Consider the following 21820-nt stretch of genomic DNA (forward strand, 5'->3'; position numbering starts at 1 on the left):
GGATACACCGACGCCCAGCCCCCGCCCAACGCCCGGTACAACCCGACCATCGCCAGCGAAACGCCGGTCGAGCTTTCCACCCACTGCTCCTGAGTCGCCAGCAACGCGCCTTGCACGGTGAGGACGTTGACGAAATCGACCACGCCTTCGACGTACTGCTGCTGCGCGGTGCGCAGGGCGATCTGGTTCTGCCGCACGGCTTCGGCGAGGCTGTCGCGGCGGCGTTGGCTGGCGTTGTAGGCGGTCAACTGGTCGTCGATTTCATGCCAGGCGCGCAGCACGGTCTGCTGGTAGGCGATGGCCGCTTCCTGTTGCTGGGCTTCGCGCAGTTGCAGCATGCCGCGCAGCCGTCCGCCGTCGAACAGCGGCAGGCTGAATTGCGGGCCGATACCAAAAGCCCGCGAGCCCCAGGAACCGAAATCGCTCAGCTGCATTGCCTGCGAGCCGAGGTTGCCGGACAGGGTGATGCGCGGATAGAAGTCGCCTTTGGCCACGCCGATGTTGGCAGTGGCGGCGTGCAGGCGCGCCTCGGCCTGGCGGATGTCCGGTCGGCGTTCGGCCAGCTGTGACGGCAGGCCGATGGCGACTTGCAGCGGTGACTGCGGCACCGCGGCATCTGTGGATAACTCCTTGGCCAGCGCTTGGGGCGCTTCGCCCATCAACAGGCTGATCGCGTTGATCAGTTGAGACTGACGCTGCTCAAGGGCCGGCAGGCGCGATTCGATGGCCGCGACCTGGGCGGCGGCTTCGGCGACGTCCAGATCGGTCGCCACACCGTCGTTCAGGCGCAGTTGCGACAGCTTGAGGCTGTGCCGGGCGACATCGAGGTTCTGCTCGGTGACCGCGCGGGTGTTCTGCACGCCGCGCAGCTGAATGTAGTTCTGTGCAGTGTCGGCGAGGACCGCGAGCAGCACGCCGCGACGGTCGTTTTCGGCGACTTCGAGGTTGGCATCGGCAGCCTCGGTCTCGCGGTGCACGCGGCCCCAGACATCCAGTTCCCACGAGGCGGAGAAACCGGCGTCCCACAGGTTGAAGGCGGAATCGCCGTTGTGTCCGGACGGGTCATTCAGGCCTTCGCCGCTGTTGCGTTTGCGCGCGTAGCTGCCGTTAGCGGCGGTGGTCGGGTAGCGATCCGCGGTGATCACCTGACGCGCGGCACGGCTTTGTTGCAAGCGGCTGCCGGCCAGTTGCAGATCGAGGTTGCTGTTCATCGCCCGCTGGGTCAGGGCTGAGAGTTGCGGGTCGTGAAAAACTTCCCACCAGCGTTGGTTCAGCGGTTCGCTGACGGCTTGGCTGGGGGCGGACTTGGCGGGTTTGGCCCAGTCGGTGATCTGGCGGGCTTCAGGCTTGTGGAAGTCCGGGCCGACGGTGCAGGCGCTGAGGCCAAGGGTAAGCAAGGCACTTAAGGTGAGTTGCTGCCACGGACCTCTTCGCTGGCAAGCCAGCTCCCACAGAGAACTCTGTTTGGAGTGAGAATCCCGGCCAGTCTGCACACCCTCTGTGGGAGCTGGCTTGCCAGCGATGTCGCCAGCCGATTCAACAAAAATCATCGCTGAGTCACCTCGCGCTCCGCCGACGCCGAACGGCGAGTGTCGATACTCGCCTCCACCGACATGCCCACCCGCAAACGCTCTGCCAATGGCTGACCCGACTCAAGCACGATCTTCACCGGAATCCGCTGCACGACTTTGGTGAAGTTGCCCGTGGCGTTGTCCGGTTTCACCGCGGCGAATGTCACGCCAGTGGCCGGGGCGATGCTTTCGACGCGACCGCTCAAGGCCTCACCGCCGAGGCTGTCGACGTGCACCTGCACTTGCTGGCCCGGCTGCACGTCGGTGAGCTGAGTTTCCTGAAAGTTGGCAACCACATACGCCTGCTGCAACGGCACCACCGCCAGCAACTTGCTGCCCGGCGTGACATAGGCGCCGACGCGCACCGCACGCTCGCCGACCATGCCGTCCTGCGGCGCAGTGATGCGCGTGTAGGACAGCTCGAAACTGGCGATTTCCAGTGCCGCTTGCGCATGTTTCAGATTGCCTTCGGCGGCATCACGCTGCGCCGTGAGGATCTCCACCTGCTTGCGCTCGGCCGCCAGTTTCGCGCTGGCCGTATCGAGCCGCGCGCTCGCCTGATCGATGCGAGTGCGCGCCTGCTGCGCATTCTGCACCGTGCCGGCGCCGACGCCAGCGAGGTGGTTGTAGCGATTGAGCTCTTGCTGGGCGAAGGCCATTTCTGCCTTGGCCGAGACCACTGAGGCCTGCGCCTGAGCGATCACCGAGGTCTGCCGCTCCAGCGTGGCCCTGGCGTTTTGCAACTGGGCGCGGGCGACCAGGGTTTGCGCATCGGCCGCTTCAGCGGCAGCACGCAAATCGCGATCATCGATCAGCGCCAGCAATTGCCCGGCCTTGACCTGCTGGTTGTCTTCCACCAGCACTTCCTTGATGAACCCGGCCACGCGCGGCACCACTAACGTGTAGTCGGCGGAAACGAACGCGTCGTTGGTATTTTGCTGGGTGCGCTTGCCGAACAGTCCCGGCACCGCCAGGTACAGCAACACGCCGACCGCCAGTGCGGCGGCCACGGCCACCGCGAGTTTTTGCTTTGCTTGAGTCGTCATAAAAACCTTCGGTATCTGTGAAGCAGTCAGGTCGGCGCGCGCGGCGGGAAAATCCGCGTCGGCAGCCAGAAAATCAGCAGGATCAGCGCCACCGCGACGCCGGCCATGCACACATAAAGATCAGAGGACGTCAGCACCACGGCCTGTTCGTGCAGGCGATGGGCAAGGCCCGGATCGCTGCGATCGGCCAACGGTGAATTACCGAGGTTGTCGATCAACATGGTCGAGTGGAAATGCAGGCGCGCGGTGGTCAGCGCCTCGATGACGCCGGTGGCGATCACCGCCGCCAAGCCTTTAACCGTGTTGAACCACGCCGAAGCGAACGGGCCGTCCTGTGGCTGGATGCTGCCGGTGGAGAGCATCAACAGCGGCAGTACTGACATCGGCTGACCGAAAATCTGCAGCCATTGCAGGACGTAGAAATTGTCGCGGATCCACTCCGAAGTCAGCAGCGAGCCGCCCAGGCAAGACAGAGTAAGCATGCTCAAACCGATGCCCAGCACCCAGCGACAATCGACCCAGCGCAGGTTGCATAGCGCCGCCACCAGCGGCAGCGCAATCAACTGCGGCAACGCCGCGATCAGCATGATCGGCGCGGTCTGCACCGGGCGATAACCCTGCACCTGCGCGAGATAGCTCGACGGAATCAGCACCACCGCCTGCAATACCACCAGCACCCCGGCGAGGGTCATCAGTGCGAACGCCAGGTTGCGAATACCGAGCATCTGCAGCTTGAAAAACGGAATCGGCTGCGACCATTCATGGATCAGAAACGCCAGCAGCAACAGCGAGCCGGCGCCGAGCAATGCGCAGATCAGGTTCGATTCGAACCAGTCCAGCCGATTGCCCTGGAGCAAGCCAATCACCAGCATGCAGATCGCCGGAAAACCCAGCAACAGGCCTTTCCAGTTGAAGGTCTTGAGGCGTTCCAGGCGCAGCGGATCCTGCGGAATGCCCCAAGCCACCATCGCCATGGCAATCAGACACGGCACGACGATTTGCCAGAACGTCCATTGCCAGCCGACGTATTCGCTCCATAACCCGGCCAGCGGCGTGCCCAGCCCGGGGCCGAAAGTCGCCGTCAGCGCATAACCGGCCAAGCCATAGAGTTTGAAATTGGCCGGCAGAAAGCGCAGGGCAACGGTCATCAGCATCGGCGGCAACGCGCCGCCGGCCAGGCCTTGCAGGGTGCGCATCAGCAACAGGCTTTCGTAGTTCGGGGCGAACGGGCACAGCACGCCGAGCAGCGTGAACAGGCTGATCGCGCAGAGGGTGAAGCGGCGCAGGGAAAACGTCACCGAGCACCACGGCGCAAACGCCATCGCCGCCACCGAAGTCGCGGCGTAGCAGGACACCAGCCAGGTGCCTTCGTCGTAACCGATGTTCAGCGCACCACGGATGTCGGCCAAAGCGACTTTGGTCACCATCTCGTTGAGGCCCGAGACCAGCACCGCCAGCAGCACGCCGACCAGGCCGGTGATGATCCGCGCGCCGAACACCGGTGGCGTGGCCGCCGTCGCCGGACTGGCCGCAGCGACGTTCGCCGGGACGGTCAGGGATGTCATGAATACACACTCCGGAGGGAAAAATACCGGAGCATTTTAGTAGGGCTTACTGCTGACGAAAATTGACTTATCGGCAGGTTATAAGTGCGTCAGACACAATTGTTTAATGCAAAAAATCGCAGCCTTCGGCAGCTCCTGAAGACTGCGCTTCCCTGTAGGAGCTGCCGAAGGCTGCGATCTTTTGGCCCTTCAGGGCTGCGCGGCCAGCCAGGTTTCGTCGCAACAGGCCTTCAGCGTTTCGCGCAGCCAGCGATGTGCCGGGTCTTTGTCGAAGCGCGGATGCCAGGCCTGGGTCAGCATCAGCGTCGGCAACGGGATCGGCAGGTTGAAAGAACGCAGCTTCAAGCCCAGCCGCCGCACGCTGAGCAACGCTTCCTTGGGCACCGGCAGGATCAGGTCGGAATCGGGCAAGGCAAACATCGCCGCGTGGAAGCTTGGCGCAATCACCGCCACCCGCCGCTCCAGGCCTAATGCGTTCAGCGCGGTGTCGATGGGGCCGCGAGCAATGCCACGGCGCGACATGCTGATATGTGAGTAACCGGCATAGCGCTCGGCAGTGATTTCGCCGTCGAGCAGTGGATGATCCTCACGTACCAGACCGACGAAATGCGTGGAAAACAGGTTCTGCACTTTGACTTCCGGGGTCACCGGACGGGTGTTGCTGACACTCAGATCAATCCGTCCTTCACGCAGCGCTTCGTCGTCGCCATCGCCTTCGGGAACGAAGCGCAATTCGCAGTGCGGCGCCTGCTGGTCGAGGGTATCGAACAGCTTGCCGCCATATACGCCGATGAAAAAGTCGTTGGCGCGGATGCTGAAACGCCGCCGCAAGGTACCCAATTCCACGCTGTCGGCGGAGCGAAACAGCAGCGCCGCCTGCTCGACCACATCGCGCACCTGCTCGCGCAATTCGAGGGCTTTGGGGGTCGGTACCAGGCCGCGACCGGCGCGCACCAGGATCGGGTCGCCGATGGCTCCGCGGATGCGCGTCAGGGTGCGGCTCATGGCGGCAGGGCTGAGGTTCATCCGCCGCGCAGCGCCGACCACACTGCCTTCGTCGAGCAGGGCGTCGAGAGCGACCAGAAGGTTCATATCCGGGAGTTGCATGCTGAGCACTCTTGGCTGATCTGGATTGATCCGGGTGCAATGCTAGCAAACATCCCTCAAGTCTGGTGGTGGTTGCAAGGACGCCATCGCTGGCAAGCCAGCTCCCACAAGGATTGTGAGCTTCCACAAAGTCTATGGCCGGCGAAACTCCTGTGGGAGCTGGCTTGCCAGCGATGGGGGCAACTCAGTCAATACACATTACCGCTGCATGCCCCAGCGCTTTACGGTCACCCGCTCCAGCGTATCGAACACCAGATTCTCCACCAGCAACCCGATCAGGATCACCACCGCCAACCCGGCAAACACCTTGTCGGTGTACAGCTCATTGCGGTTCTGGAAGATGTACCAACCTAACCCGCCCTTGCCGCTGGTGGCGCCGAACACCAGCTCGGCTGCGATCAGCGTGCGCCAGGCAAACGCCCAGCCGATTTTCAACCCGGCGAGGATCGACGGCAGCGCTGCCGGGATCAGGATGAACAGCACAAAACGCATGCCCTTCAGCCCGTAGTTACGCCCGGCCATGCGCAGGGTTTCCGAGACGCCGAGAAAGCCTGCGTAGGTGTTCAACGCCAGCGCCCACAGCACCGAATGCACCAGCACGAAAATCAGGCTGTTCTGCCCAAGACCGAACCAAAGCAACGCCAGCGGCAGCAAGGCAATCGCCGGCAGCGGGTTGAACATCGAGGTCAGGGTGCTCAGCAGGTCGCGACCGAGCTGGGTCGACACCGCCAGCGTGGTCAGGGCGAATGCCAGCACGATACCGATCAGGTAACCCTTGATCAGCACCACCAGCGATATCCACACCTTGCCCAGCAACTCACCGCTGAGCAGGCCGTCGTACAGCGCGTGGCCGGTCTGCAGAACGCTCGGCAGCAACAGGTCGTTGTTCTGCACCCGGGCGATCACTTCCCAGAGGATCGCCAGCAGAATCAGGATCACACTCTTACGCAGCCAGCCCTGTTGCCACAGACGTTGCGCCAACGGCAATTCGCGCTCAAGCGGCACGCTGGTCAATGGTTCAAGGACGGTTTCAAACTCTTGTCGTACAGACGATGGCTGGCTCATCGGGCAATCCTCCAGAACGCTCAATAAGCGATACGAATGTCGTTGAAGTCATGGTCACGTTCGGTTTCCGGCGACTGGCCTTCATCGAACAGCAAACGGTGAATGCGTCGCGCCGATTCTTGAAACGCCACGCCGCCAAGGCTTTGCAGATCGTATTGATGGCTGTGCACCTCAGCGCGTACCCGCCCCGGATGTGGCGACAGCAGCAGGATGCGATTGCCGACCACCAGCGCCTCTTCAATCGAGTGGGTGACGAACAGCAAGGTGAAGCGCACCTCCTCCCAGAGCAGCAGCAATTCTTCCTGCATCTTGCGCCGGGTCAGCGCATCCAGCGCAGCGAACGGCTCGTCCATCAAAAGGATTTTCGGCTGCATCGCCAGCGCGCGGGCAATCGCCACCCGCGCCTTCATGCCGCCGGACAAGGTGTGGGGATAGGCATCGGCGAACGCCGCCAGCCCGACTTTTTCCAGATAGTGCAGCGCGCGTTCTTCGGCGTCTTTTTTGTTCAAGGTTCGCGAGGCCAGCAGCGGAAACATCACGTTCTGTTTCACGGTTTTCCACGGCGGCAGTTGATCGAACTCCTGGAACACCACGATCCGGTCCGGACCCGGTCCCTCGACCCGCTGACCTTGCAGGCGAATCTCGCCTTCGCTCGGCGCAATGAAACCGGCGGCCGCCTTGAGCAAGGTCGACTTGCCGCAGCCGGACGGGCCGAGCAGCACAAAGCGGTCCGCCGGATCGATTTCGAAACTGACCTGATGGGTGGCGCGCACCACCCGTTGCGGGGTACGGTATTCGAGGCTGACGTTATCCACCGCCAGCAGCGCTTGCGTGCTGGCGACCGAGTTGCTGGCCGCGTGGCCTTGCAAGAGGGCGTTCATCTCGATCAGCTCCCTTGCAGCGGTTTGGCGTCCTGGAAGAAGTAGTCCTTCCACGATTCCGGTTTGTTTTTGATCGCACCGACGCGGTAGAGGAATTCGGCCAGTGGATAAGTATTTTTCGGCGTGACGCTGAATTCGAACTGCGGGTTGTCGATGATTTTCAGCAGCTCGGCGCGGTCGATCCTGGCCTTGGTCACGCGGATGTAGGTGTCCGCCGCCGCGCCCTTATCGTTCTGGGCAAATTGCGCGGCTTCGCTCAGCGCCTCGACGAAAGCTTTGTAGGTTTTCGGGTTCTCATTGCGGAATTTCTCGGTGGCGAACAGCACGGTTGGCGAGTTCGGGCCGAGGATGTCGTAGGAGTTGAGCACCACGTGCACGTTGGGATTCTGCAGCGCCTGATCCTGGAACGGCGGGTTGGAGAAATGCCCGGTCAGTTCGGTGCCGCCGGCAATCAGCGCAGCGGTCGCATCCGGGTGCGGTACGGCGATGGTGTACTTGTCGAGGCGACTGAATTCCTTGTCACCCCACTGCTTGGCCGCGGCGTATTGCAGGAAGCGCGACTGCACCGACACGCCCACCGCCGGCACCGCAATGCGATCCTTCTCGGTGAAATCGGCAATGGTTTTGACCTTGGGATTATTGCTCACCAGGTAGTACGGGAAGTTGCCGAGCGAGGCGACGGCCTTGACGTTCTGCTTGCCGTGGGTGCGATCCCAGATGGTCAGCAACGGGCCGACGCCTGCGCCGGCAATGTCGATGGAACCGGATAAGAGCGCATCGTTGACCGCCGCGCCGCCCGAGAGCTGCGTCCAGTCGACCTTGATGTCGAGGCCTTCCTGCTTGCCGTACTTCTCGATCAGGCCCTGATCGCGAACCACGTTGAGCAATAAATAGACAATCCCGAACTGTTCGGCGATGCGGATTTCACCTTCGGCGTGGGCCACGGTCGGCGCCACCAGGCTGCCGGCAATCAGACTGAAACCCAGGCCGATGGCCGCCGCCAGCGGTGCAAAGGGAAGACGTTTGGACATGATCTAATCTCCGGCAAATCAGAAGGGCGCGTCGCCCTGGATGGTCGTGCGATACAGCTTGCGGCGCAGGTGTGCGGGGCAGCCGGCGGCAAGGTGAATCAGCGACCGGTTGTCCCAGAACACCATGTCGTGGGGATGCCACTGATGGCGGTAGATGTTTTGCGGCAGCACGCTGTGGGCGTAGAGCTCGGCCAGCAGCTGTTGGCTCTCGTCCTCCGGCAGACCGACGATGCGGGTGGTAAAGCCTTCGCTGACGAACAACGCCTTGCGGCCGTTTTCCGGATGGGTGCGGACGATCGGGTGCACCACTTCGGCGACCTGCGCCAGTTGCTCCGGGGTCAGGGTCGGACGCCAGTTGCCTTCGAATTTGGTTTCGCTGTAGCGCGCGGTGTAGGAATGCGCGGCCGAGCGCCCGTCCACGGCTTTGCGCAACGCCTCGGGCAGGTTGTCCCAGGCTTTGTGCATGTCGGCAAACAAGGTGTCGCCGCCCTCGGACGGTAATTCCTGCGCATGCAGCATCGAGCCGAGACTCGGCAGTTCTTTATAGGAGAGATCGGAGTGCCAGAACTTGCCGGCGTCACCGAGACCGATGTTCTGGCCGTTCTCGACAATGTTGGAGACGATGAGAATTTCCGGGTGATTGGCCAGCAGGAACTGCTTGAGCACATGGATCTGCAGCACGCCGAAACGACGGCTGAAATCGATCTGCTGTTGCGGGGTGATGCGCTGGTCGCGGAACACCACGACATGGTGATCCAGATGCGCGCGATGAATGCGCGCGAAGTCATGATCGTTGACTGGCCGGGTCAGGTCCAGGCCGATGATTTCGGCACCGACGGCACCGCTGAATGGGCGAATCTCGAAGGTTTGCGGCGCGGCAGTCGCGGCGCTTGGGGTGGCAGTAGCTGCGGACATCTTTCAATCTCCCACGCACGGCGCGCTCACGGGCGCGCACGTCGATCAGACACTCACGCTGGATTGCGTGTCGGTTCAGGTCGTGCGGCGCGCCGATTGGTCGGCAGGTACGCAGGTGGGTGACTTTATAGCTATAAGAACTGGAAATTAAATACCGTTAATGAATAACGATATGGCGGATGGTGAGGAATGGACGGGATGGTGAGTGACGGTTTTTGTCACTTCTGGGCGTAATGTGGCAATTTCACTGACGCCATCGCTGGCAAGCCAGCTCCCACAGATTCCGATGTCGAGCACACAATCGTGTTCCAACCGAAAACTCTGTGGGAGCTGGCTTGCCAGCGATGAGGCCATAAAGACCGCTAGAGCATCAACGCTCGTGCAACGCCTCGGCCCGCGCCCGAATGATCGGCTTGAGCAGGTAACTCAGCACCGACTTCTTGCCGGTGATGATATCCACCGACGCGACCATCCCCGGAATGATCAGCAGCGGCTTTTCATCGGTGCCCAAGTGGCTGCGCTCGGTGCGCACCTTGATCATGTAGTAGGTGGTTTTCTTGTCTTCGTCGGTGATGGTGTCGGCGCCAATCTGCTCCAGCTTGGCTTTGAGTCCGCCGTAAATGGTGTAATCGTACGCGGTGAATTTGACGATCGCTTCCTGCCCCGGATGCAGGAACGCAATGTCCTGCGGGCGGATCTTGGCTTCGACGAGCAAGGTGTCGTCCAGCGGCACGATTTCCACCATGTCGCTGCCCGGCTGGATCACGCCGCCAATGGTGTTGACCAGCAACTTGTTGACGATGCCGCGCACCGGCGAGGTGACCAGCGTCCGGCTGACCCGGTCTTCCAGCGCTTTGCCGGTGGCCTGGGCCTTGTTCAGGTCGGTGCGGGCTTCATTGAGCTGAGTCAGCGCTTCGCTGCGGAATTTGCCGCGCGTCTCGTCGATCTTGCGTTGTACTTCCTTGATCGCCGATTCGGCGCGCGGGATGGCCAGCGTGGTGGCGTCGAGCTGACCACGGGTTTCGACTTCGGCACGCTTGAGGCGCAGCACTTCCACCGGCGATACGGCACCCTGCGCCACCAGTGGTTCGGACATGTTGATTTCCTGGCGCTGCAGGCCCAGTTGCTGACGATATTGCGCTTGCTTGGAGCTGAATTCGCGCAGTTCTTGTTGACGCTGAATCAGTTGTTCCTGCAGGCCACCGATTTCGTCATGCAATTGCTGACGACGGCTGATGTACAACGACTCTTCGCTTTTCGCCTGACCCGGCACGGCTTTAAGCACGTCCTCCGGGAAGTTCAGCGGACGGTCTTCGACCTCGGCGCTCAGGCGTTCGACGCGCAACAGCATCGACAGGCGATCAGCTTCGGTTTCGCCGACGTTGGAAGCAAATCGCGTGTCGTCCAGGCGAATCAGCGGTGCGCCGGCCTCGACGATCTGACCTTCCTTGACGAACATTTCCGAGACGATCCCGCCCTCAAGGTTCTGGATTTTCTGGATCTTCGACGACGGAATCGCCTTGCCGTCGCCCTTGGTCACTTCGTCGATCACGGCGAAGTTGGCCCACAGCAGCAGGAACAGGAAGAAGCCGATGATTGCCCAGATGGTCAGGCGCACGACGCGCGGGGCGTCCTCGATCAGCGCCTTGTTGACCTCCGGCAGCGGCTGGCCCTGCAGCGAGGCAGAACCCTTGAAGTAGCGACGGATCGACTCTTTGACACCCGACTTAAGCAACACTGATCTGCCCCTTCTTCAACGCTTCCATCACGGCGGCTTTCGGGCCATCGGCAAGAATCTGTCCACGGTCGACCACCAGCAGGCGGTCGACCAGCGACAGCAGCGAGGCCCGGTGCGTCACCAGCACCACGGTCTTGTTTTCAACCACGGCAGCCAAGCGTTGCTTGAGGCGTTCTTCGCCGGTGTTGTCCATGGCGCTGGTCGGTTCGTCGAGCAGCAGGATTGGTGGGTTGAGCAGCAGCGCCCGCGCCAGTGCGACGTTCTGCCGTTGGCCACCGGACAGGTTCTGCCCGCGTTCACCGACTTGCAGTTCATAACCCTGCGGATGCAGGCGGGCGAATTCGTGCACGCCCGCGAGCTCTGCGGCTTGCAGCACCAGCTCGTCTTCGACGTAGCGCGCGCCGGAGATCAGGTTGTCACGCAGGGTGCCGGCCAGTAACTGGATGTCCTGCGGCACGTAGCCGATGTTGTAGCGCAGCTCGCTGACGTCGATCTGGCGGATGTCGACGCCATCTACCAGCAGCGCGCCGTCATCCGGTTGGTACAAGCCGACCAGCAGTTTCGCCAGCGAACTCTTGCCCGAACCGCTGCGGCCGATGATGCCGATCTTCTCGCCGGGACGGATGACCAGGTTGATGTTCTTCAGCGCCGGGTTCTGTTGTTCCGGGTAGGTGAAGTTCAGCTGACGGCACTCGATCGCGCCCTGCAACACCTTGCGGCTCAGCGGACGCTCTTCGAAATTGCGCTCCTGCGGCAACTCCATCATCTGGTCAACCGAGGTCATGGTCACCCGCGCCTGCTGATAACGCGTCAGCAAACCGGACAGCGAGGCCAGCGGGCTGAGCGCGCGGCCGCTGAGCATGTAGCAGGCAATCAGACCGCCCATGCTCAGGTTGCCGGCGATGATCTGGTACACCCCGAAGACGATCATGATCACCCCGGCCAGTTGCTGGATCAGCAGGGTGATGTTCATCGCCAGACCGGAGAGCATTTTCACTCGCAGCTCAAGGCGGCTGAGGGTACCGATGGTCTGTTCCCACTGATACTGGCGTTCGCTTTCGGCGTTGTTGACCTTGACCGCATCGAGGCCGGCGAGGGTTTCGATCAGGCTCGACTGCCGCTCGGCGCCGAGGGCCATGGTGCGCTCCATGGTCGCGACCAGCGGCTTCTGCAGCGCGTAACCGATCAACAAGGCAATCGGGAACGCCAGCACCGGAATCCACACCAGATGCCCGCCGAGAATGGCGATAACGATGAAGATCAGAATGGTGAACGGCAGGTCGATCAGGCTGGTCAGGGTCAGCGAGGCGAGAAAGTCGCGCAGGCTCTGAAACTCATGGATGTTCTGCGCGAAACTGCCGACCCGCGCCGGGCGGTACTTCATGGCCATGCCGACGATGCGTTCGAACAGCGTCGCAGAGATGATCAGATCGGTTTTCTTGCCCGCCAGATCCAGGCACAGACTGCGCAGGCTCTTGAGGATCAGGTCAAAAATGTAGGCACCGGTGATGCCCAGCGCCAGCACCCACAGGGTCGCTTCGGCCTGGTTCGGCACCACGCGGTCGTAGACGTTCATCACGAACAGCGGCGCGGCCATGGCGATGATGTTGATCAGGAAACTCGCGGCGATCGCATCGGCGTACAGCCAGCGCGAACGCTTGAGGGTGTCGCGAAACCACGAGCGTGCACGCGGGATCAGCGTGCCGTGGTTGACGTCGAATTTGTGCTGCGGCTGGGCGAAGAACACTTTGCCGGTGTAGTCGTCGGCCAGCAGTTCGCGGCTGACCACCGATTCGCCGCCGTCGCTTTCGCTGAGCAGCACCCGGGCTTCGTTGTCACCTTGCCAGCCGAGCAGGACCGCGCTGCGGCCATCCTTGAGCAGCAACAGCGCCGGCATGGCAATCGCCGGAATCTCTTCCAGCTTGCGTTGCAGCACCCGACCCTGCAGCCCGGCGCGAGCCGCTGCGCGGGGCAGCAACTCGACGCTCAGGCGCTGCTTGGGCAGCGGCAGACCGGTGGTGAGCATCGCCGCACTGGCGGGTTTCTGGTGCAGCATGCACAGAGCGAGCAGACCATCCAGCAACGGATCGTCGTGCATCGCGCGCGGATCATGAATGAGTTGAACTCGACTGACTTCTGATTCCACGCTCGGCACTCTTGGCTAACAATTGAACAATGAAGGTTCTGCTCAATTCATACCGGGCAGTTGGACCTTCGGCTTCACATCGTTCTGCACGACGGATGCCAACGGTGCGACCACTCCCTGGCTCTTGAGCAACTCGCCCATGGTCGCCTTGATTCGATACTGAGTAAATAACTGAATGTTCTTGATTTCGGCCAGACGGCGCGAAGCGGTGAACAACTCGTTTTCGCTGTCGAGCAAATCGAGCAGGGTGCGCTCGCCGAGGCTGAACTGACGCTGGTAGGCGGTACGCACGGCGGTGCTGTGATCAACGTACTGCTGAGCGATCGGCACCTGCGCATTGGCGTTGTTCAGGGCATTCCAGGCCAGACCCAGTTCTTCATTCAATTGACGCAGAGCGTTGTTGCGGATGTCCAGCGCCTGGTTGGACAGGTACGACTTGGATTCCAGATCGGCCTTGTTGCTGCCGCCGGAGTACAGGTTGAAGCGCATGCGCAGCATGGCCTGCCACTCGTTGTTGTGGCCGTTCTGACCGTCGAGATCGTTGTCGGCGGTGCGACCCAGCTCGGCGTCGAAACGTGGGTAGAACGTCGACTTGGCGGTTTCGTACTGCTTCTCGGCAGCAGCGATATCGGACTCGGCCGAGCGCAGGATCGGGCTGTTTTCCAGCATCTGCTGCCGCGCTTCATTGAGGTTGGCCGGCATCATCGCCATGAACGGCGCCGGACGCTCCAACTGGTCAGGCATCTGGCCGACGGCACTGAGGAAGTTGGTCTCGGAGTCGGCGAGGTTGGTCTGCTCGGTGATCAGGTTGTTACGCGCCTGGGCCATCCGCGCTTCGGCCTGATCGAGGTCGGCACCACTGCCGACGCCGCGCTGGGTGCGCAGTTGAATCTGGTCGTAGATGCGCTGGTGGCTCTTGAGGTTTTCTTCGGCCAGACGCACGAATTCGCGGCGGGTCAACACGTCCAGGTACACCTGGGCGACGGTCAGCGCGGTGCGCTCGGAAGTCCCCAGCAGGGAGTAGGCGCGGGAGTTGACGGTGGCTTGTTGACGCCCGACTTCGCTCGACGTCGCAAAACCGTCAAAGACCATTTGCGAGAGACGTAAACTTGACTCACTGCGGTTCAGTGTCTCCCAGTGATTGCCGCCACCGTTGGCGCGCGTGGTCACGCTGTCGGTGCCCTCACGGCCATAACCACCCAGCAGGTCGACCTTGGGCAGGTATCCACCTTTCGCAGCCTTTAACTGATAATCCGCCGCCAGACGACTGTTGACCCCTGCCTGGATTTCCGGATGGACATCCAGTGCCTGTTGCATGGCTTCCGGTAAGGATTGTGCATGGGCGAAAGAGGCGGCCAGAGCGAAGGGTAGAGCCTTGAACAAGTGCAAACGCATGGTAAAGATTTCCCAGGACTTCTTGTCTTGAATCACAGCAAAACGTGCTGCTGCGTCGGATGATTGGCAACCGGAATGACCGTATGTCGGAAAGTTCAAAATAGGAACTGGATCACACGCTGAGGGACAGGTCGCCGCGGAAATATCAATGTGACATTAGTGGGGCGATTGTTTAGGATGGCACCCAGAAGGTCAATAGTTTGGCATAAAGTTAATAGCGAAAGAATCTAGCCAAAATATTGACGAAAAGAAGCGTCAAACTTGATTCGCAAATTTTAAAAGTACGTCCAGACTGAATCGGCGCCGAAGCCATCAGGCAATGGAAGTCAACTGAACGTAACACCCGGAGAGTCTTCAATGAGCAGTGTTGTTGCCATCGTCAAAAGCATTGTCGGTCAGGTATTCGTGGTATCCCCCGAGGGTGTACGCCGCGTGCTCGTTGAAGGCGATCGCCTGTTCGTCGGCGACCAGATCGATACTGGCCTGTCCGGCGCTGTATCGCTGGAACTGGCGGATGGCCGCACCCTGGACCTGGGTCGCGAAACCCAGTGGAGCGCCAACGCGCCCGACTCCAGCACGGACCTGGCCGAAGCGACCGCGCAGGCCGCACCTTCTGTAGCCGAATTGCAGCAGGCCATCGCCGCCGGCGCCGACCCGACCACCGCTCTTGAAGCCACCGCTGCCGGCGCGACCGCCGCGGGGACTGGCGGCGCGGCAGGCGGCGGTCACAGCTTCGTGATGCTCGACGCCACTGCCGGCCGCGTCGACCCGACCATCGGCTTCCCGACCGCGGGCATCAACGCCGGTGCGCAAGCGGCGCAGAACATCACCGGTGGCCAGACCACCGATACCACCGCCAACGCCCTGCGTGAGTCGACCCTGAGCCTCAGCGCCACGCCGACCATCACCGAAGCCGGCGGCGTGCTGGTCTACACCGCGACCCTGACCCAGGCGCCGCTGACCGACCTGACCATCACCCTGTCCAACGGCTCGGTGATCGTGATTCCCGCCGGCTCCACCACCGGCACCGTCAACGTGCCGCTGGCGCCGAACGACACCGTTTATAACGACCCGACCCAGATCGACGTGACCGTCACCGGCACCACCGGCGGCAACGGCATCACTGTGACCCCGCCGACCACTCCGGCCACGACCCAGGTCACCGACACCATCGACACCACCACCGTCACCCTGACCGCTGGCAGCAGCGTCACCGAAGGTGGTCAGATCACCTACACCGCGACCCTGACCAACCCGGCGCAGACGCCGGTCACCGTCACCCTGTCCAACGGCTCGACCATCACCATCGAAGCCGGCCAGACCACGGGCACTGTCAACGTGCCAACCGCGCCGAATGACGTCTACAACAACGGCAGCACCGTCAGCACCACCATCACTGGTGCCACTGGTGGCAACTTCGAGAACCTGGTGCCGAACACGACGCCAGCCGTGACGAACATCGTTGATTCGCGCGACACCACCGGCCTGACCCTGACCGCTACCGGCAGCGTGGTTGAAGGTGGCCAGATCACCTACACCGCGACCCTGACCAACCCGGCGCAGACGCCGGTCACCGTCACCCTGTCCAATGGCTCGACCATCACCATCGAAGCCGGCCAGACCACGGGCACTATCAACGTGCCGACTGCGCCAAACGACGTCTATAACAACGGCGGCACCGTCAGCACCACGATTACCGGTGCTACCGGCGGCAACTTCGAGAACCTGGTGCCAAACACGACGCCAGCGACCACCACCGTCACTGACTCCATCGACACCACCAACCTGTCGCTGAGTGCCACTGGCACCGTGGCCGAAGGCGGTTCGATCGTTTACACCGCGACCCTGACCAATCCGGCGGGCACCCCGGTGACCGTGACGTTGAGCAACGGCTCCGTCATCACCATCGAAGCTGGCAAGACCACCGGTACCGTGACCGTTCCCGCGCCTGCGGATGACGTCTACAAAGACGCCGGCAAAGTCGAAGTCAGCATCACCGGCACCAGCGGTGGCAATTTCGAGAACCTGGTACCAAGTACCGATCCAGCCGTCACCGAAGTCACCGACACCATCGACACTTCGACGGTCAAACTGACCGCCGATACCTCGGTCGCTGAAGGCGGCACCGTCACTTACATCGCCACCGTAGGCGCGCCTGTCACCGGTTCGCCAGTGACCGTGACCCTGACCAACGGTCAGACCATCACCATCGAAGTCGGCAAAACCACCGGCACCGTGACCACCACCGCACCGAACGATGCGCTGACCGGCAACCCGCCGCTGACCAACGCCATCACCAACGTCAGTGGCGGTAACTACGAGAACCTCGTCGCCGACAAAACTCCGGTTTCGACCACCGTTACCGACACCGTCGACACCACCAATCTGTCGCTGAGCGCCACCGGTACCGTCGCCGAGGGTGGTTCGATCGTCTACACCGCGACCCTGACCAACGCTGCCGGTTCGCCGGTCACCGTGACCCTGAGCAACGGCGCCGTGATCACCATCGAGGCCGGTAAAACTACCGGCACCGTGACCGTTCCGGCGCCTGCCGATGACGTCTATAAAGACGCCGGCAAAGTGGAAGTCAGCATTACCGGAACCAGCGGTGGCAATTTCGAGAACCTCGTTCCAAGCACCGAGCCCGCTGTCACCGAAGTGACCGACACCATCGATACTTCGACCGTCAAACTGTCCGCTGACACTTCGGTCGCCGAGGGCGGCACGGTAACTTACACCGCTACGGTTGGCGCCCCCGTGACCGGTTCGCCGGTTGTCGTGACTCTGGCCAACGGCCAGACCATCACTATCGAAGTGGGTAAAACCACCGGCACCGTGACCACCACCGCGCCGAACGATGCGTTGAACGGTCACGAGCCACTGACCAATGCGATCACTGACGTGAGCGGTGGCAATTACGAAAATCTGGTCGCTGACAAAACTCCGGTTTCGACCAGCGTCACCGACACCGTCGACACCACCAACCTGTCGCTCACCGCCACCGGTACCGTGGCTGAGGGCGGTTCGATCGTCTACACCGCAACCCTGACCAACCCAGCGGGCACTCCGGTAACCGTGACCCTGTCGAACGGCGCGGTGATCACCATCGAAGCGGGTAAAACGACCGGCACCGTGACCGTTCCGGCGCCAGCCGATGACGTCTACAAGGACGCCGGCAAGGTCGAAGTCACGATCAAGGATGCGTCCGGCGGCAACTTCGAAAATCTGGTGCCGAGCACCGTTCCGGCCGTCACCGAAGTCACCGACACCATCGATACCTCTACCGTGAAGCTCAGCGCCGATACTTCGGTGGCTGAAGGTGGCACCGTCACTTACACCGCCACAGTCGGCGCACCGGTCACCGGCTCACCGGTTGTTGTAACCCTGGCCAACGGTCAGACGATCACCATTGAAGTGGGCAAAACCACTGGCACCGTGACCACCACCGCGCCGAACGATGCGCTTAACGGTCATGAGCCGCTGAGCAACTCAATTACCGGCGTAACGGGCGGCAACTACGAAAACCTCGTGGCCGACAAAACCCCTGTCAGCACCACCGTCACCGACACTGTCGACACCACCAACCTGTCGCTCACCGCCACCGGTTCCGTCGCTGAAGGCGGCTCGATCGTTTACACCGCGACCTTGACCAATCCAGCGGGCACACCAGTCACCGTGACCCTGAGCAACGGTTCGGTGATCACTATTGAAGCCGGTAAAACGACCGGCACCGTGACCGTTCCAGCACCAGCCGATGACGTTTACAAAGACGCTGGCAAGGTTGAAGTGACCATCAAGGATGCTGCGGGCGGCAACTTCGAGAACCTGGTCCCAAGTACCGTTCCAGCCGTTACTGAAGTCACCGACACCATCGACACCTCGACCGTGAAACTCACGGCCGATACCTCGGTCGCTGAAGGCGGGACTGTCACTTACACCGCGACCGTTGGCGCACCAGTCACTGGCTCGCCAGTGACTGTCACTTTGGCGAACGGTCAGACCATCACCATCGAAGTCGGCAAAACCACTGGCACCGTGACCACCACCGCGCCAAACGACGCGCTGACGGGTCACGAACCGCTGACCAACTCGATCACCGGCGTCAGCGGCGGCAACTACGAAAATCTGGTCGCTGACAAAACCCCGGTCAGCACCACCGTCACTGACACCGTGGACACGACGAACCTATCGCTCAGCGCCACCAACTCGGTCGCCGAGGGTGGTTCGATCACCTACACCGCGACCCTGACCAACGCTGCTGGCTCGCCCGTTACCGTGACCCTGTCCAACGGTTCGGTGATCACTATTGAAGCCGGTAAAACGACCGGCACCGTGACCGTTCCAGCACCTGCCGATGACGTCTACAAAGACGCCGGCAAGGTTGAAGTCAGCATTACCGGAACAACAGGTGGCAACTTCGAGAACCTGGTGCCGAGCACCGTCCCTGCGGTCACTGAAGTGACTGACACCATCGACACCTCGACCGTGAAACTCTCGGCCGATACTTCGGTGGCTGAAGGCGGCACTGTCACTTACACCGCTACCGTCGGCGCACCGGTCACCGGCTCGCCGGTTGTCGTGACTCTGGCGAACGGCCAGACCATCACCATCGAAGTGGGTAAAACCACCGGTACTGTGACTACCACTGCGCCGAACGATGCATTGAACGGTCACGAGCCACTGACCAACTCGATCACTGACGTGAGCGGTGGCAACTACGAAAATCTGGTGGCGGACAAAACCCCGGTTTCGACCAACGTCACAGACACCGTCGACACCACCAACCTGTCGCTGACCTCTACCGGCACCGTGACCGAAGGCGGATCGATCGTCTACACCGCGACCCTGACCAATCCGGCCGGCACTCCGGTAACCGTGACCCTGAGCAACGGCTCGGTGATCACCATCGAAGCAGGTAAAACCACTGGCACCGTGACCGTTCCGGCGCCAGCCGATGACGTCTACAAAGACGCCGGCAAGGTCGAAGTCACGATCAAGGATGCGTCCGGCGGCAACTTCGAAAATCTGGTACCGAGCACCGTCCCGGCCGTTACCGAAGTCACCGACACCATCGACACCTCGACCGTGAAACTCACGGCCGATACTTCGGTGGCTGAAGGTGGCACCGTCACTTACACCGCGACCGTAGGCGCACCAGTCACCGGCTCGCCAGTGACTGTCACGTTGGCCAACGGCCAGACCATCACCATCGAAGTGGGTAAAACCACCGGCACTGTGACCACTGTCGCGCCAAATGACGCATTGACCGGCCACGCGCCATTGACCAACGCGATCACTAACGTGAGCGGCGGCAATTACGAAAACCTCGTCGCCGACAAGACGCCGGTCAGCACCACCGTCACTGACACCGTGGACACGACGAATCTGTCGCTCAGCGCCACCAACTCGGTCGCCGAGGGCGGTTCGATCACTTACACCGCGACCCTCACCAATGCCGCTGGCTCGCCAGTCACCGTGACGCTGTCCAACGGTTCGGTGATTACCATCGAAGCGGGCAAGACCACCGGCACCGTGACGGTTCCAGCGCCAGCCGATGACGTCTACAAAGACGCCGGCAAGGTTGAAGTCACCATCAACGGTGCAACCGGTGGCAACTTCGAGAACCTTGTTCCGAGCACTGTTCCGGCAGTGACTGAAGTCACTGACACCATCGACACCACGTCGGTGAAACTGACCGCAACCGAGTCCGCTGCTGAAGGTGGCACCGTCACCTACACCGCGACTGTCGGTGCTCCGGTAACCGGCTCGCCTGTGGTCGTGACCCTGGCCAATGGTCAGAACATCACCATCGAAGTCGGCAAGACCACCGGCACTGTGACCACCACCGCACCGAACGATGCGTTGAACGGTCATGCGCCGCTGACTAACGCCATCACCGACGTGAGCGGCGGCAACTACGAGAATCTGGTTGCAGACAAAACCCCGGTCAGCACCACCGTGACCGACACCGTCGACACCACCAACCTGTCGCTGAGCGCGACCGGTACCGTGGCTGAGGGCGGTTCGATCGTTTACACCGCGACGTTGACCAATGCTGCCGGCTCGCCGGTCACCGTGACTCTGTCCAACGGCGCCGTGATCACCATCGACGCGGGCAAAACCAGCGGCACCGTGACTGTTCCAGCCCCTGCCGATGACGTCTACAAAGACGCTGGCAAGGTCGAAGTCACGATCAAGGATGCTGCGGGTGGTAACTTCGAGAATCTGGTGCCAAGTACCGCTCCAGCCGTGACCGAAGTCACCGATACCATCGACACCACGTCGGTAAAACTGACCGCAACCGAGTCCGCGGCTGAAGGCGGCACGGTCACCTACACCGCGACTGTCGGTGCACCCGTGACCGGTTCGCCAGTCGTGGTGACCCTGGCCAATGGTCAGAACATCACCATCGAAGTGGGTAAAACCACCGGCACTGTGACCACCACCGCACCGAACGATGCGTTGAACGGTCATGCGCCGCTGACTAACGCCATCACCGACGTGAGCGGCGGCAACTACGAGAATCTGGTTGCCGACAAAACCCCGGTCAGCACCACCGTGACCGACACCGTCGACACCACCAACCTGTCGCTGAGCGCGACTCCGGCGGTGAACGAAGGTGGCCAGATCACCTACACCGCCACCCTGACCAACGCCGCCGGCACTCCGGTGACCGTGACGTTGAGCAATGGCGCGGTGATCACCATTGACGCCGGCAAAACTTCCGGCACCGTGACCGTCGATGCACCGAAGGATGACGTCTACAAGGACGCCGGCACCGTTGAAGCGACCATCAAGGGCGCGACCGGTGGCGACTTCGAAAACCTGGTCACCAGCAACACGCCGGCGGTGACCACCGTCAACGACACCATCGACACCTCCACCGTGTCGCTGACTGCCACCGCCAATGTCGCCGAAGGCGAAACCGTGGTTTACACCGCAAGCGTGACCGCACCAGTAACCGGCTCGCCAGTTGTCGTGACCCTGTCCAATGGCCAGACCATCACCATCGCCGTCGGTGAGACCACCGGCAGCGTGAATTTCGTCGCGCCGAACAGCCCATTGGCGGGCGGCAGCTCGCTAAGCGTCGCCATCGACAAGGTTGCCGGCGGCAACTATGAAAACCTGGTGGCCGACAAGACACCGGCGAACACCTCGGTGTCGGACACTGTCGACACTACCAACCTGAACCTGACTGCCAGCGACTCGGTGGCCGAGGGTGGTTCGATCGTCTACACCGCAACCCTGACCAATCCGGCCGGGACTCCGGTGACCGTGACCCTGTCCAACGGCGCGGTGATCACCATCGAAGCCGGTAAAACCACCGGTACCGTGACTGTTCCAGCTCCGGCCGATGACG

At 61.8% G+C, this 21820-nt stretch carries 12 protein-coding genes; 1 reads left to right on the plus strand and 11 read right to left on the minus strand.

Going from position 1 to position 21820, the window contains the following annotated elements; all coding sequences use genetic code 11:
* The 11 genes from L6D63_RS27420 to L6D63_RS27470 form a co-directional block, all read right to left on the minus strand.
* The coding region (locus L6D63_RS27420) for an efflux transporter outer membrane subunit (protein WP_236170463.1) at window positions 1-1550 on the minus strand (1550 nt) is incomplete at its 3' end.
* Window positions 1547-2617 carry an HlyD family secretion protein gene (locus L6D63_RS27425; protein ID WP_047290721.1) on the minus strand — a complete coding sequence of 357 codons (1071 nt, stop codon included), beginning with the start codon at window positions 2615-2617 and terminating at the stop codon, window positions 1547-1549. The genes L6D63_RS27420 and L6D63_RS27425, both read right to left, overlap by 4 nt.
* A gap of 26 nt (window positions 2618-2643) precedes the next feature.
* On the minus strand, window positions 2644-4182 hold the full coding sequence (locus L6D63_RS27430) for an MFS transporter (RefSeq protein ID WP_131670829.1): 1539 nt from the start codon (window positions 4180-4182) through the stop codon (window positions 2644-2646).
* Between the two features lie 189 nt (window positions 4183-4371).
* On the minus strand, window positions 4372-5289 hold the full coding sequence (locus L6D63_RS27435; RefSeq protein ID WP_131670828.1) for a LysR family transcriptional regulator: 918 nt from the start codon (window positions 5287-5289) through the stop codon (window positions 4372-4374).
* Window positions 5290-5487: 198 nt separating this feature from the next.
* Complete coding sequence (locus tag L6D63_RS27440; protein ID WP_131670827.1) at window positions 5488-6354, minus strand: ABC transporter permease; 867 nt, start codon at window positions 6352-6354, stop codon at window positions 5488-5490.
* Window positions 6355-6374: 20 nt separating this feature from the next.
* The gene (locus L6D63_RS27445) at window positions 6375-7235 is read right to left on the minus strand and encodes an ABC transporter ATP-binding protein (protein WP_131670826.1); all 861 of its coding nucleotides are present in this window, start codon (window positions 7233-7235) and stop codon (window positions 6375-6377) included.
* 5 nt (window positions 7236-7240) lie between these two features.
* A complete protein-coding gene (locus L6D63_RS27450) occupies window positions 7241-8266 on the minus strand; it encodes an ABC transporter substrate-binding protein (RefSeq protein ID WP_131670825.1) in 1026 nt (341 codons plus the stop codon).
* Between the two features lie 18 nt (window positions 8267-8284).
* Window positions 8285-9181 carry a TauD/TfdA dioxygenase family protein gene (locus tag L6D63_RS27455; protein WP_131670824.1) on the minus strand — a complete coding sequence of 299 codons (897 nt, stop codon included), beginning with the start codon at window positions 9179-9181 and terminating at the stop codon, window positions 8285-8287.
* A 370-nt stretch (window positions 9182-9551) separates the two neighbouring features.
* The gene (locus tag L6D63_RS27460) at window positions 9552-10919 is read right to left on the minus strand and encodes an HlyD family type I secretion periplasmic adaptor subunit (protein ID WP_095667875.1); all 1368 of its coding nucleotides are present in this window, start codon (window positions 10917-10919) and stop codon (window positions 9552-9554) included.
* Window positions 10909-13065, minus strand: a complete 2157-nt coding sequence (locus L6D63_RS27465) for a type I secretion system permease/ATPase (protein ID WP_131670823.1) — start codon at window positions 13063-13065, stop codon at window positions 10909-10911. Before L6D63_RS27465 ends, L6D63_RS27460 begins: the two co-directional genes overlap by 11 nt.
* A 42-nt stretch (window positions 13066-13107) precedes the next feature.
* The gene (locus tag L6D63_RS27470) at window positions 13108-14460 is read right to left on the minus strand and encodes a TolC family outer membrane protein (protein ID WP_041070916.1); all 1353 of its coding nucleotides are present in this window, start codon (window positions 14458-14460) and stop codon (window positions 13108-13110) included.
* A gap of 357 nt (window positions 14461-14817) precedes the next feature.
* On the opposite strand from L6D63_RS27470, the gene L6D63_RS27475 reads away from it, so the two are divergent.
* The coding region (locus L6D63_RS27475; protein WP_236170464.1) for a retention module-containing protein at window positions 14818-21820 on the plus strand (7003 nt) is incomplete at its 3' end.

The organism is Pseudomonas parakoreensis, from assembly GCF_021602155.1.
Classification (GTDB): domain Bacteria; phylum Pseudomonadota; class Gammaproteobacteria; order Pseudomonadales; family Pseudomonadaceae; genus Aquipseudomonas; species Aquipseudomonas parakoreensis.

Bases quoted from the DNA above. Each gene is read 5' to 3' on its own strand.
- L6D63_RS27440 (WP_131670827.1), bottom strand. From the start codon at position 6,354: ATGAGCCAGCCATCGTCTGTACGACAAGAGTTTGAAACCGTCCTTGAA.
- L6D63_RS27450 (WP_131670825.1), bottom strand. From the start codon at position 8,266: ATGTCCAAACGTCTTCCCTTTGCACCGCTGGCGGCGGCCATCGGCCTG.
- L6D63_RS27470 (WP_041070916.1), bottom strand. From the start codon at position 14,460: ATGCGTTTGCACTTGTTCAAGGCTCTACCCTTCGCTCTGGCCGCCTCT.
- L6D63_RS27455 (WP_131670824.1), bottom strand. From the start codon at position 9,181: ATGTCCGCAGCTACTGCCACCCCAAGCGCCGCGACTGCCGCGCCGCAA.
- L6D63_RS27430 (WP_131670829.1), bottom strand. From the start codon at position 4,182: ATGACATCCCTGACCGTCCCGGCGAACGTCGCTGCGGCCAGTCCGGCG.
- L6D63_RS27425 (WP_047290721.1), bottom strand. From the start codon at position 2,617: ATGACGACTCAAGCAAAGCAAAAACTCGCGGTGGCCGTGGCCGCCGCA.
- L6D63_RS27445 (WP_131670826.1), bottom strand. From the start codon at position 7,235: ATGAACGCCCTCTTGCAAGGCCACGCGGCCAGCAACTCGGTCGCCAGC.
- L6D63_RS27435 (WP_131670828.1), bottom strand. From the start codon at position 5,289: ATGCAACTCCCGGATATGAACCTTCTGGTCGCTCTCGACGCCCTGCTC.